13 protein-coding genes are annotated in these 12,560 nt (G+C 47.6%); all 13 read right to left on the bottom strand.

Going from position 1 to position 12,560, the window contains the following annotated elements:
• Positions 1 to 41: 41 nt before the first annotated feature.
• Entirely contained in the window at positions 42 to 1,097 is a 1,056-nt protein-coding gene (locus tag EJN92_RS16185) for an EpsD family peptidyl-prolyl cis-trans isomerase (protein WP_227869582.1), read from the bottom strand.
• Positions 1,098 to 1,111: 14 nt separating this feature from the next.
• Positions 1,112 to 1,444, bottom strand: coding sequence for a hypothetical protein (locus tag EJN92_RS16180; RefSeq protein WP_126128768.1), 333 nt, complete (start codon positions 1,442 to 1,444; stop codon positions 1,112 to 1,114).
• Between the two features lie 398 nt (positions 1,445 to 1,842).
• Positions 1,843 to 2,577: a SapC family protein gene (locus tag EJN92_RS16175; protein WP_157984382.1), complete on the bottom strand. Its 735-nt coding sequence runs from the start codon at positions 2,575 to 2,577 to the stop codon at positions 1,843 to 1,845.
• Between the two features lie 185 nt (positions 2,578 to 2,762).
• Positions 2,763 to 3,272 (bottom strand): type II secretion system protein, encoded by a 510-nt coding sequence (locus EJN92_RS16170; protein WP_227869581.1) that lies wholly within the window; start codon positions 3,270 to 3,272, stop codon positions 2,763 to 2,765.
• A 224-nt stretch (positions 3,273 to 3,496) separates the two neighbouring features.
• Positions 3,497 to 3,949 (bottom strand): type II secretion system protein, encoded by a 453-nt coding sequence (locus EJN92_RS16165; protein ID WP_227869580.1) that lies wholly within the window; start codon positions 3,947 to 3,949, stop codon positions 3,497 to 3,499.
• An 8-nt stretch (positions 3,950 to 3,957) separates the two neighbouring features.
• Complete coding sequence (locus tag EJN92_RS16160; protein WP_126128765.1) at positions 3,958 to 4,473, bottom strand: type II secretion system protein; 516 nt, start codon at positions 4,471 to 4,473, stop codon at positions 3,958 to 3,960.
• A gap of 11 nt (positions 4,474 to 4,484) precedes the next feature.
• Positions 4,485 to 6,899 carry a secretin N-terminal domain-containing protein gene (locus EJN92_RS16155; protein ID WP_126128764.1) on the bottom strand — a complete coding sequence of 805 codons (2,415 nt, stop codon included), beginning with the start codon at positions 6,897 to 6,899 and terminating at the stop codon, positions 4,485 to 4,487.
• 82 nt (positions 6,900 to 6,981) lie between these two features.
• Positions 6,982 to 7,572 (bottom strand): hypothetical protein, encoded by a 591-nt coding sequence (locus tag EJN92_RS16150; protein ID WP_126128763.1) that lies wholly within the window; start codon positions 7,570 to 7,572, stop codon positions 6,982 to 6,984.
• Positions 7,569 to 8,111 carry a hypothetical protein gene (locus EJN92_RS16145; protein WP_126128762.1) on the bottom strand — a complete coding sequence of 181 codons (543 nt, stop codon included), beginning with the start codon at positions 8,109 to 8,111 and terminating at the stop codon, positions 7,569 to 7,571. Before EJN92_RS16145 ends, EJN92_RS16150 begins: the two co-directional genes overlap by 4 nt.
• Positions 8,112 to 8,185: 74 nt before the next feature.
• The gene (locus EJN92_RS16140; RefSeq protein ID WP_227869579.1) at positions 8,186 to 8,737 is read right to left on the bottom strand and encodes a PilN domain-containing protein; all 552 of its coding nucleotides are present in this window, start codon (positions 8,735 to 8,737) and stop codon (positions 8,186 to 8,188) included.
• Positions 8,734 to 9,636 carry a hypothetical protein gene (locus tag EJN92_RS16135; RefSeq protein WP_126128761.1) on the bottom strand — a complete coding sequence of 301 codons (903 nt, stop codon included), beginning with the start codon at positions 9,634 to 9,636 and terminating at the stop codon, positions 8,734 to 8,736. Before EJN92_RS16135 ends, EJN92_RS16140 begins: the two co-directional genes overlap by 4 nt.
• The gene (locus EJN92_RS16130; RefSeq protein ID WP_126128760.1) at positions 9,629 to 11,353 is read right to left on the bottom strand and encodes a GspE/PulE family protein; all 1,725 of its coding nucleotides are present in this window, start codon (positions 11,351 to 11,353) and stop codon (positions 9,629 to 9,631) included. Before EJN92_RS16130 ends, EJN92_RS16135 begins: the two co-directional genes overlap by 8 nt.
• Positions 11,350 to 12,555: a type II secretion system F family protein gene (locus EJN92_RS16125; protein WP_126128759.1), complete on the bottom strand. Its 1,206-nt coding sequence runs from the start codon at positions 12,553 to 12,555 to the stop codon at positions 11,350 to 11,352. Before EJN92_RS16125 ends, EJN92_RS16130 begins: the two co-directional genes overlap by 4 nt.
• Positions 12,556 to 12,560: the final 5 nt, after the last annotated feature.

The raw sequence follows: 12,560 nt of genomic DNA, 5'->3' as shown, positions 1-12,560 counted from the left end.
CAAGAAAAATCGAAGGCGTTTTTCATTTGCGAGATATTTTTTTATAAGCCGGCAATGCCACGTTTAAGCGCATCATCATTATTTTTTTTACTTGAACTCGGCGCGACACTTGCTGCCGCAGACTTGGTTTCAGGCGTTGGTGCAGTCGTATCCTTTAATGGTGTTAAGTATTCGATTTTTGCATCGGCACGAAGTCGTGCCAACTCGGCCTGTGATGCGAGCTTATTACTTTGATCGAATAAGAATTGCCCGATCTGCGGCTCGGCAATTTCTAAAGTAACAGGAACTTCTTTCACCTCATTAATCGCAACGATGACATTACGATCGCCTTCTTGAACCACCATCAATTGTCCCTTCTTCATACTTTGTAATTTGCTGACCAACTCTAAGGGCATCTCCAAAGTACTCTTCACCATTTTGCTGCGTACAAATTCCATTTTATGCAAAGTGAGCCAGCTAGCGACCTCTTCCAGCGATTTTGATTCGCCAATGAGCACTTTAAGTTCGCTACTAAAATCTTTTTTTGCAAAAATCAGCTGACTCATATCAAATATTTTTCTTTGCGAAAAAATTTCTGGATGCTGATTAAAATACACTTTAATTTCATCCTTAGTCGGCTTTGCGTTTGCAGCCAAACGTTTCTCCAGATAGGCCTGCGCCACAATTTGAGATTTGGCACGTTCAATTGCTTGCATTACAGCAGGATCACGATCGACTTTATCTTTCACCGCCTGCCCTTGTAGTAATTGTCTATCGATCAGCGACTCTAACAATTGTTTACTCGCGAGTTCTTTCTGCTCGGCAGGAATCTGCACGTTGCTACGCATCAGTTCATCATTCATTTGATGAACGGTAATTTCTTGACCATTCACGACGGCTAAAGATTGACTCGCTACTTTTTCTTTCGAACCGCAAGCCGTTAAACAAGTCACCGATGCCAACAATGCCATTGCAGCGAGTCTATTGGCCTTCTCAGCCAAAATATTTTTCATGGACCACGAGGAGATATCAGCATGCATAAACAACTTTCTTATTACGACAAAATAGACTTCAATAGAGAAAACGAAATGCTCCTTCGATTGAAAAGACGGCGACACTTTGGCCTAAGGCTTTAGTGCAAATCCCATGTTGGCCCCATCCGCTTGCGGCGCCTTAACTGATACACGGCGAAGCCCGCGCCTAGTATGCCTATCGCCCATGTTTGAGGTTCATCACCGCGCCTATCATCCTCACGCTGAGAGCGTTGTGAAAATCCAAACTTTAAATAGTCCCCCTCTTCTGTGACAATTTTATTTAAAGCGGAAGAGAACTCCAGAACTTGATTCCATTCCGGTTTGATAGAGGAGACTTGAGCTTTCTCGAAAAGCTTAATGGGCGCGCTAGCATGCACTTGGCTTAAAACGCACAGACTGAGAACAATACTTATCAATCGCAACTTTTTCATCTTAGCACCCAGCATAAAGATACCGCAAAATCGTAAGCATCAGCGCCAATTGCACGCTGTCGAATGAAGCTGATTCCTCTCCAATAGGCGCAAGTGTAGTGTGTGAATATGACAAGAGAATGACCGTTAGCGGCCATCAAAGGCGTTCAAAAAAATTAGCTTTTTAGTCAGCGCCAACAAGCAAATGGCTCGATAGAGGCGAAGAATTTTGTACGTATTTGAACAAAGGCAGGCCCGGCACGCATATCCCATGCGGGTTTGCAGGCATGTAGTCGGGAGAGGCGCATGCCCATTGCGTCTTGCGGCAGGCTATTTTTAGATGGGACAGTACGAGAGAACATGAAGCGGATGGCGCAAGTAAGCGCCATCCTAAAACTACTTTGAAAAAAGGGACGACACTAAGCCGCTGGCAACACCAACTCTAAGCGTGCCGCAATTTTTTGGATATTTGGCAGTGAAATTAAGTGCGCATAAATACAGGCTAAATGGCCATTGCGTGCCAATGCCAAGAGTTCAGCATCGGTCAGAGCATTCATACGCTCTTCGTTAATCACGCTAAAGCCGTCCAAAGTGAAGGTCTCACCTTTTTGTGTATTGACGCTAACCATTCTAGGAATTAACAGATCCAATTCTACGAAATGTTTCACCATATTGGTGGTCTGCGCGGTATGGGTACGGAAATTATTTAAGAGTTCAAGTATCCCATTGAGCATCTCTGACTCGGTGCCATCTTCCGCAAACAAACGCTCGCCATCTTGAGCAGCGTAGCCATCTGCCTCTTCATCGATCATGACACCGAAGCGTTCCGAATCCTCGTCGCCTTGCAGAACGAAAGGATAACGGCGCACAAATGCAGGAACATAAGTATTGTCCCAATGACCTTCGGCATTCACAAACAGATTTTCACTATCGCGCAAACCTGTGAGAACTAAAGGCACACCGCCACCGTGTTGATCGGTAACAAATACGATAGGGTATTCACGACAAACATCGACAAACTCGGCTGCAACCACGGGAATAGAATTGGTTTTAGCTGCATACGAATAACCTTTAGCCAAAGGTTTAAAACGCAGATCGCGATGGGTAACGCGGTCTATCGTCACTGGTTTTTTATAAAACATTAATGTCGACATGGATTTCATTCAATAAAGTGAGGGATCAGCGATCAATTGGACAAGACTTGCACGCCCTTATGCGGCGCAGGTATTTTAGTAGAAATACGCTAGTTTGTGTGTCTACTATAAGAGCGAGTTTTCATATAAAGCTAAAGATGTCACGGTGCTCAAGAAAAAAATCAAACAAAACACGCTCCACCAGCTCAATTGCGTTTTGCTGGCACTATTGGGCGCAGCGTTGGGGTAGGCGTGGCGGCTTGATTATTCGGTTTTACTGGCTTTGTTGGCGCGGGCGTTGTTGGGATGGCGACCTGTCCGGCAATTTGAGATGCTGCCGGCATAAATTGCCACTCCGTGTAAGAAGTTTTTCCTTCAAAGCTTTGAAATGGCGCATCAAAGTTTCCTAACTTAACGGGAGTCAGTGTCGATAAACTATATATGCCAACAATACCCGCGCCTAGCACTCGGCTCTCGGATGCGAGGGGCGATGCCACGGTAACAGTGCCCCATTCATCCTTGCCAGTAATCGGATCGGTATACAATTTGCGCAAATGCCGCCGCACATTTGGGAAGCGCGGATCTTTAAGCAAATCTTGCAAGGATTGTGGCGCACTAGGCTGACCATCCGGAGTTGCCGCAGCATAACTACTGAGGGCATCGCGAAACTCTTGGCCTATCGCCAACAACTCTTGTTCTGCGCTGCGGCGCGTCATGATAGCGCCTAATTGTAGAGACGCTGCGGTTGTTATCGATAGAATGACCAATAGTATCAACAATCCTAAATAGCTAAATCCCCGGCTATTAATTTTTAAATTAATTTTTAAATTAGCGTTAAATTTAGCTTTTAATTTAGCGTCTAAATTAACGCCCAAATGAGCGGCCATCATAGGCGATGCTAAGGCCCTCTTGTTCTGTCTTGTATTCGCTTTCATTTCTATTAAAAATCGGCAAATAGTTTGCCATTTCTATCGGCCCCTGGTGCACTACTCTTGATGCTATAAATCGAGCCTTTGTCACTAGCTTCCGGGGCTTCTAGCACCCAATTAATTGCGCTATCCACAATTGGATCAAAAGGTAGGGAGCGTAAATATTTTTTTTCGACCAACTCATTCAAAGTCTCAGGATAGCGTCCTGTATCAGCATAGAACTTATCAATGGTCTCACGCGTCATACGCAAGTTATCGGCCAAAACGGTCTCCTTTGCAGTGTCTATACTTTGAAAATAGCGCGGCATCGCCAAACTCGCCAAGAGCGCGACGATCGCTAATACCACTAATAATTCAATTAAGGTGAACCCCGAAGAGTGTCGCTTACCGGAGTCAGAGCTGCTCAAACCGATAGCGACATAATCACAAGCATCCCTAGAATTTATTCGACAAGTTTCAAGCATGATAGGTCTCACCATTTTTTATACGGAACACTGTTCAAACCAATCTTGAGTGAATTGGAATACACGTCGAAGATATCCTCCCCCTCCTGAGGGTCAGTCGCTTCACTGGCATAACTGCGCTTGCCCCAAGTTTGATCCTCAGATAAGTTCATATCCGTATTTAAAGGGTCGCGTGGCATACGCCGTAAAAAATAGATTTTGCTATGTTTTGGATCGCTTTGATCGACCACGCCATCGACCAAAATTCGAAGACTAGCTGGATAACCGCTGGCTCCCACAACTTTCTGTATGCGTCCTTCGTCGCCAGCCCGTTTGTAGGCGTCAATAGCCACACGAATTTCTCGTAAAGAGCGACGTAACTCTTGCTCCTGCGTGCGCTGCAAGGCAACTTGCGCCACTGGCAAAGTCAAATTGGCTAGCGCCCCCAAAATCGCCAAGCTTACTAGCAACTCGATTAAAGTAAATCCCGGCGATCTTGAGCATCGTCGGACGCTTGCTACACCGCGGGCTGAAATCAAAAACATCGTGGTCACAATTAAGGTAATACACGCATAGTTTGAGGTGCAGGCAAACTCACATTGATGGCGCGTCCGGAACTGCCGATTGGCGCACTAGCCAGTACTTGCAATGGCGAGGCATCACTTGCGACTAAAGAACGAAAAGTGATGGTGGCGACGGTTCCACTCGTGCTATTTGAACTAGTTCCAGTCGCCAAGCTATTCGCAGTCAGCAAAATTTCGCCCTTAGGATCAACCTGATTGGAGAAATCACTCGGTGCGCCAAATCGCCTCATAAAATCACCTTCGACCACTCGGACAACTTGAAAAATCTGGCTATCGAAACCAATAGTAAGCGGTAAGCTACTCAGCGCTTCTTCCGACTTCATACTCAGTTGCAGTGAAAAATTACTTCCCACTTTAGACTGATTAGCGCCCTTCCAGCTCAAACTGGCGGCACTAACCGGGGCTTCCTTTACATCCTCGTCAGCATTCACTGCAGTGGGAAGAGGTGCTAGCGGAGTTGCAGCGTCAGTCTCTATCCCATCTTTAAGCTTGGCAGAGGGTAGCGCTGCGGGGGCAGGAACAACACCTACTTCTTTCTGGCTGCTCACTTTCGGGCTAGCGGCTTTACTCGGGTTGACCGCAGGCTTAGTCTCAAGCACCGTAGAGCGCGCTGTCGACTCCGGCCGCAAACGCAGACTGGTTTCCGTCCCTCCCCTAAACTGCGCCATGGAAGCATCCGGACGTTGAATATTTCGAATTAGACGCGGGGTAATCGATAGAACGATTTCTGTTTTCTCATTATTGTTTTCTGTCGACCCAAACAAACGGCCCAATAAAGGTATGTCACCCATCGCTGGCACCTTGCTGGCTTTACTACGATCCTCATCATTGATCAAGCCAGCCAATACTTGCGTCTCACCGTCTTTTAAGCGCAATACAGTACTGGCGGTGCGCGTGCCGATTTGAAATGCTTTGCCTCCAGATTTCGTGGTGATTTCCGCAACAATATTGCTGACCTCCAAAGCCACTTTGATCGCAACATCGTTGTCCAGGTAAATGGTCGGCTCCACATCGAGCTTCAAACCTACATCGACATAATTAATCGATTCCGCGACGAAGCCAGTTGCAGTTGCGGTTGTTGTTATATTTGGCACCCTATCACCTATCAATATTTTCGCCTTTTCATGATTTCTAGCGCGAATTCTTGGATTAGCTAAGAGATTCGCATCTGAATCATTTTTACGCGCATTGAGTGTCACAGTCGGCGTCGGGCTTACGCCTATTGTTTTAGAGTTTAAATTACGCAAATCATTTAAAGTCACACCACCTGAGGCCATGGTGGTCAAAGGTGTCAGACTCATGCTATCTGGCCATTTAATTCCTAGCTCCAGCAAGCGCGTGCGCTTTACTTCGAGAATTTCCACTTCCAACATCACTTCCGGCTCGGCCACATCATGCAAGGCAACCAGTTTTTCGGCCAATTTAATCGCATCTGGGGTATCACGTACTATCAGCATGTTCAACTTTTCGTCGATCACCACATCGCGCGATTTAAGTATGGTTTTAAGCGTACTGGCGACCGCCTTGGCTTCCGCATTGGTCAGAAAGAAGGTCCTGATCAACATTTCCTGATAGTCTTTTTGCTTGGCTACCGTATTTGGATAAATCAAAATAGTATTTCCATCCAGGACTTGCTGATCCAATTGATTGCTTAATAAGGTATAAAAAACAGCGGATTCTATCGTGCTGTTTTTCAAAAAAACCGAGGTTTTCTGATCGGTTTTGACATCTTTATCAAATACAAAATTCAGTCCGGAACTACGAGAAATAACTTCAAAGACCTGTTTGATGCTGACATCCTTAAACTCTAAAGTAATCGCTTTTTTAAAGCTGTTTGCCAATTGTGATTCTGCCGATGGTCGAGCGTTTTGCTCGGCCATAGTCCGTTGCAAAAAATTTGCCGCTTGATTATTTGGATTTTCGGTAAGAACGATGGCAATTTTCCGTTTTGCCAATTCCACATTGTTACTATCGAGCGCATTTTCAGCCTCAGTCATCAATTGACTATGACGCATCTCCATATCTAACTTACGCAAACCATCGCGCGCCCTGTCATTCACGGCGTCCATATTTAATACACGTCGATATTGCGCTTCTGCTTCGACTTGATTTGCTGCCGCCGCATAGCGATCGCCTTGCTCTAGGAAATTTGAAATTGCTCTATCTCTAGTCTGATAATACGCGGTCTTAAACTCTATACTTTGCGGATCGAGCTTGCTGGCCTCTCTGAATTTTGACAAGCCATCTTCAATTTGGTCTTTTTCAACCAATTCTTTACCGGCCTGAAAGGCTTTTTGCCCGGCACAGGCGACCAAAGAAAATGCGATTACTACGCCAGTCGAAACCAGTAGCCATTTTTTTGCGATAGCTCGAAATTCAATATTCATAGATGCTTAAAAGTGCGTAAAACTACAGGATGTATAGTGGATTTGGATATGTCTGAGCGAATTAGAGCAGAACAAAGTGGCATCAATAGTTGCCCCCGATACTGAGTTGCTGCATCTGCTTCAAAGGCAAATAATTCAGTGTCAAGGTAGGCGGCAAGATAGAAGTGACTTGATAAACGCCTTCGATGACGCTGTCGGCATGCACGATAAAAACCTTTTCACCGCGCGCTAAATAGACTTCCCAAGCACCATCTTGTTTCATCTTTCCCAAATAGGTAAATGCTAAAGGCGGAGCCGATGGACGCGGCAACTCGGATGCTTTGGGCGCTGGCGGTGGAGGAGGATTCCAGCTTTGGCTATTAAATATGCTCTCTTCAGAACTCGCTTTACGGCCATCAGAAATCAAAGCAGCGCGTTCTTGTAGCGCATAGATAGTCTGCGTCTTGCCATTTTTAGCGACTGGCTTCGGGCTTACCGGGGGTGTCGTTGGCGTTTGTTGCTGTGCATTTATTTTGGGCACGTCCGCTCGCTCGTTAGGACGCGCCAGATTTGTGGTTTGTATGCCGCGTGGCACAGCATCTGCCACCTCAGTTTCTGGCGTTTTATCTGCAAAAAAAGCCAGATACGTCGCCACCACAACAGCGACTAGCATCAGAATATGTCTGAACTTCATTCTGGCACCGCTCCTTTCTCATGCCCGCTTTGCTTAGGTACGAGGTCCCCCAAATACAGACTAAAACGTAATTTAGCTTCCAGGATATTGCTACCTATAGCCTCGCGTTTAAAGCTCATTTCATCCAAGGAGGCAAAAGGTATTGCCAACAAGGTTTTTTCGCAAAACTGACGTATCACCAAATAAGGGCCTTTTACAGGCAGCTGAATTTGGTACACATAAGTATTGCTATTTTTATCGAAGTTAGATTTGTACTCGCCTTGATTCAGACTAAGTCCAAGCGACTCGGCAATTGTGAATAAGGTTTTCACCTGTTGCTCCGCGTAAGCTGTCTCTCCTAAAACATCAAAAAATTTCGCTCTATTTTGTTCTGAGACCGACAATACCGGAACGATAGGCCTTGCTAATGCAGTCTTCTGCAAATCAGATTTGGCAACTTGTTGCTCGATATTGAGCTTTACTAATTGCTGTTTTAGGTGAGGAATAAAGCCCACTAAAATTAAAACTGCGAGCAGACAAACGAGTAAGGCGACAATCAAACTCCAGCTTAAGCGTCTGAACAAAAAACGTGTTCGCAAAAGATAGAAATTGAATTTCGACAGCATTAGTGTATTCATTCAGCGAGCCCCGTCCACTGGGCTTCGAATTGAAAACGCACAGGGCGATTTGCATCTTGCTCATTGGTCTCGTGCTTACTCAGTGCCACGCGTGCAAAGAAATTCTGACGTTTGAGTCGTTCTATGTAAGCGATCATCTCACTGGCATTTTTCGCTTCTGCAGTGCCTTTGATCAGGTGTTTTTTTGCATCCGGCTCAACTGCTAATACCGCTATCGACGCTGGAGTTGCCGCCTCCATGGCGTCAAACAAATCACTCCAGGGTAAATTTAGCTGTAACACTGCGGCATTGATCGCATTTACCTGCGCTTCTGGGATGATGGTTTGTACAGCTTGAGGCTTAATCGAACGCCCCACTAGTAATTGCTGCTGCAGCTTATACAAGCTCAGTGTTAGTTTTTCGTTTTCCTGCATTTGTGAGGCGGCCATCAGTAACGCGGCTGCGCAAGAAATCAATCCCAGCACACCCAGTAGCCAGGTAATCGGGGCTATCTGCAGGAAGCTGCGATGCCAACTACGTGGTGCAAAATTTATTTGCGAACTCTTCATCCCTGCTTCCTTCGCAAACTTGTTTCTGATGTGGCGGGTAAAACTCGGTAGACCTCTTTTGAAGCTTGAATCTGGGTCTCCACCAGCTCAACTTTAGTCCTGATTAAATCCACGCTATCGAGTCGGCTGCATAACACGCTGCCATCGGTCGCCACTAGCCAGGCATCCGGCACCGCGCCACATACTTGCAACTGCGTCGGCTGTGGCAAGTTCAAACGTAAGGACTCGCGTTTTAGGTACTGGCACAACCAGGTTTTATTCTCATGACTAGCGGCCGTCAAATTGATAGAGCGCAGCGTCAGTATGCGATTTTGCGCGATGATCGCGAGTGTCAATTCCTGCTGATTAAGTACCGCGAACCAAGCGCCTGCAGCAATTTGTTTGCGCCAACGATTCCAGTGCCAGGTGAACTGTGGCAAAACATCGAGTAAAGTAAGCTGAAATTCCTGAGCGACCTCGCGCACCGCCTGCAGCAGCGAGCGCTGCAACGCACAGGCAAGAAACGGCAAGGCAGCATCCCAATCGGCAGCGATTTCCCAATCGTTCGTGGTCTCACCATACAAGGAAAGAAAGCGCAAAGACGCGGCGGCCTGACAATCTGAAAAACTAGAGACATTTTGCGGCGGAGTGACCATCCACATACGAAAACAAGCATCGGAAAAAACCACGGTAAGCGGCATTTTTTTACATTCAGTCTCAAGCAAAATCTGAGGTAAGCGTGTAGCAATCAGATTTGTAACTGACACCATAGAGTTTTCAAGCGCGCTGTCCCGCCACGCATGATCTGCCAAAACTTCGCTACGTCTAGGCCACCAGCCGCGCTCACGTGTCAGCTTTACACCTTGCTGCGAGATCTGTATTGTCAGGCTAGCCTTGCCCTCCTTAAAAAAATTACGCATGCAAAGTGACCCGTTTAATTTCGTCCAGAGTTGTCTCACCCATTTTTACCAAATCGAGTGCAGCCTCACGCAAGCTGCGCGTGCCATTTAAGCGAGCGGCCTCCTTAATATGCCGGATAGGGCTTTTTTCTATCACCAGTTCGCGGATCTCATCGTTCAAAGTAAGAATCTCGGCAATTGCGCGACGTCCTTTATAGCCAGTTCCACGACAATCTCCACAGCCAACGCCACGCTTAAACAGATAATCGCCAACGTTCTGGCGTTGTAGATTGACGCGCGCCAGATCGTAATCGCTAGGCAGATAGGCTGTTGCACAATGCGGGCAATTTAAACGCACCAGACGTTGCGCCCAGATCCCATTCAAGGCTGAAACGAAGGCATACGGATCGATGCCCATATGGGTGAATCGACCAAACACGTCGAACACGTTATTCGCATGCACAGTAGTTAGCACCAAGTGGCCGGTAAGCGCCGATTGCACGGCTATTTCGGCCGTTTCTTTATCCCGTATCTCGCCCACCATGATTTTATCCGGATCGTGACGTAGGATGGAGCGCAGGCCTTTGGCGAAAGTCAGTCCTTTTTTTTCGTTCACAGGAATCTGCAAAATACCGGGAAGCTGATACTCCACCGGATCCTCGATGGTGATGATCTTATCGCGGCCATTGTGAATCTCAGTCAGGGCGGCATACAGCGTGGTAGTTTTGCCAGAACCGGTCGGCCCTGTCACCAACAGCATGCCATAGGCCTCCTCCGCCAAACCGCGCAGTGTCAGCAAAGATGCAGTATCAAAACCTAACGCTTCTAGCGTCAATGCGCCATACGCCTCTATCATGGCGCGCTTATCCAAGATACGGATCACCGCATCTTCACCGTGAATACTCGGCATGATAGAAACTCGCAAATCGATTTCACGGCCGCCCGCCTCGACCCGAAAACTGCCGTCCTGTGGCACCCTGCGCTCAGCAATATCTAATTCAGCCAACACTTTTATGCGCGACACAATTTGTTCTGCGACCTCGATCCCGTTGACGGAGGTGGCATGATCAAGTACCCCATCGACTCTATACTTCACTGCCAAACCGGTCGCAGTGCTCTCCAGATGGATGTCTGAAGCGCCGGCTTTTAAAGCATCGTACAGAGTGGAGTTAACCACCTTAACCGCGGGACTGGCGGCCTCAGAGACTGAGGCAAACGAGAGGATCGCAGCGGTCTTGCCATCGCGCCGGGTTTCAGCTGCGCTATTGACCAAATTATCGACTGCGCGTGCTGATTCCTCTTGCTTAGACAGATAAGCGTGGATATCCGATTGCAAAGCCAGACAATAGCGCAAGGGACACTTGGCAAAAGTATCTAAGCTCGTTTGCAGGTCGCTATCGAAAGGGTCGGACAGAACCCCGATCAATCTCCCATCAGCTTCGCGCAGCAAGACACAATGACGTTGTAAGGCGCGCGACAAGGGAAACAGATCGAAGGCTGGTACTAAGCCCAACATATCGACAGTCTCCATGGCATCGAGATTAAATATTTGTGCCAATGAACGGACCAACTGACGTGGATCAATACCAGTCAAGATTTGCAATTCTGTGATGATAGGGCGTTGCGATTTAAGCGCCAATTCGTGCGCCGGCTGTAGTACCGACTCATCCAGCGCAAAGCCAACAGCAGACAGCGGATCAGCGATGCTGGCAGCACCAGAGTTAAGCGTCGCGCTCATGACATACTCCCGGCCAGATCGAAGATAGGCATGTATAACAACACCACGATCGCGCCCACCACCAAACCAATCGCAGCCATCAGCAAGGGCTCGAAGGTGCGGGTAAACCTATCTATCCAACGACTAATTTCGCCATCGTAAAAGGCCGCAGATTGTGTCAGCATCGCGCCCATCTCGCCGGAACGCTCTCCCACCCGCAGCATGCGCAAGGAGATAGGCGTGGTCAGGTGATGCTCTTCAAATGCAGTCGATAAAGGAATCCCTGACTGTATCGACTCCTTGGCCAGTTGCAGATCATGCTTGATATTGAGTGACACCATGCCCTGCACAGTCTCTAAGGCCGGCACGATGGAAATACCACCTTCGAGCAACATACCCATGGTCAAATACAGGCGCGACAACTCATAAATGCGGATACGCTCACCGATACCCGGTAGTTTAGTCAGCACGCGGCCAAGACTTCCACTCGCTATGACTTGTCGTATCGTTAGAAAGCCGAGCACAATTATCACGCCCAGAGCCGATAACAACAGGCTGGTATGGGCACCCGAAAACTGCCCCCAACTGAGCAACATCTTGGACATCCAGGGCAGATCGCGGCCTGCGCCCTTATAGACTTCGGCAAATTTAGGAACCACATAGCCAATCAGGAAAAAACTCACGCCGCCGCCTACCAGCATCAAGATCATAGGGTAGATCATGGCACTGACAATTTTGCCGCGCACGGTGTCTATGCGTTGCTGATAATCGATGTAACGAGTCAGTGAACGCGGCAGATCGCTGGTCCCCTCAGCAGCTTTGACTATGCCTATATACAAAGCTGGAAACAATTCGGGCTGTTCCGCCAACACGCCAGAAAAACGCTTACCCTCACCCAAACCAGTGAGCAAGCGCCCCAAAATGGAACGCGTACCCTGGTTACTTTCTTTCTCAAGCAAAGCCTCCAGCGCCTCAACAATACTTAGGCCAGCATTGAGCAAAGCCAGTAATTCCTGACTAAAAAGTACCACGGATAAGTTACTGCTAGCGGATCCTTGTTTGCCAAGCGATAGACCTCTAGACATACCACCAGCAAGGCTAACTTTTGCCGCAAACAATCCACGCGCCTCTACCTGCCTACGCGCGTCGACCTCATCTTGCGCGTCTATCGTGAGTTGAGAAATTAAGTGATCGGGCGAAAGAGCACGTACATTAAACTGCATAGCGA

The organism is Undibacterium parvum (assembly GCF_003955735.1).
GTDB lineage: Bacteria > Pseudomonadota > Gammaproteobacteria > Burkholderiales > Burkholderiaceae_D > Undibacterium > Undibacterium parvum.
Note: the sequence above shows the minus strand (reverse complement) of the source record. Positions and strands in the feature narration are given on the sequence as shown.

What these genes read in the sequence shown, in the direction of transcription:
- EJN92_RS16160 (WP_126128765.1), bottom strand. Translation starts at nt 4,473, where the DNA reads ATGTTTTTGATTTCAGCCCGCGGTGTAGCAAGCGTCCGACGATGCTCA.
- EJN92_RS16150 (WP_126128763.1), bottom strand. Translation starts at nt 7,572, where the DNA reads ATGAAGTTCAGACATATTCTGATGCTAGTCGCTGTTGTGGTGGCGACG.
- EJN92_RS16180 (WP_126128768.1), bottom strand. Translation starts at nt 1,444, where the DNA reads ATGAAAAAGTTGCGATTGATAAGTATTGTTCTCAGTCTGTGCGTTTTA.
- EJN92_RS16125 (WP_126128759.1), bottom strand. Translation starts at nt 12,555, where the DNA reads ATGCAGTTTAATGTACGTGCTCTTTCGCCCGATCACTTAATTTCTCAA.
- EJN92_RS16175 (WP_157984382.1), bottom strand. Translation starts at nt 2,577, where the DNA reads ATGTCGACATTAATGTTTTATAAAAAACCAGTGACGATAGACCGCGTT.
- EJN92_RS16170 (WP_227869581.1), bottom strand. Translation starts at nt 3,272, where the DNA reads ATGACGCGCCGCAGCGCAGAACAAGAGTTGTTGGCGATAGGCCAAGAG.
- EJN92_RS16155 (WP_126128764.1), bottom strand. Translation starts at nt 6,899, where the DNA reads ATGAATATTGAATTTCGAGCTATCGCAAAAAAATGGCTACTGGTTTCG.
- EJN92_RS16140 (WP_227869579.1), bottom strand. Translation starts at nt 8,737, where the DNA reads ATGAAGAGTTCGCAAATAAATTTTGCACCACGTAGTTGGCATCGCAGC.
- EJN92_RS16135 (WP_126128761.1), bottom strand. Translation starts at nt 9,636, where the DNA reads ATGCGTAATTTTTTTAAGGAGGGCAAGGCTAGCCTGACAATACAGATC.
- EJN92_RS16165 (WP_227869580.1), bottom strand. Translation starts at nt 3,949, where the DNA reads ATGCTTGAAACTTGTCGAATAAATTCTAGGGATGCTTGTGATTATGTC.
- EJN92_RS16130 (WP_126128760.1), bottom strand. Translation starts at nt 11,353, where the DNA reads ATGAGCGCGACGCTTAACTCTGGTGCTGCCAGCATCGCTGATCCGCTG.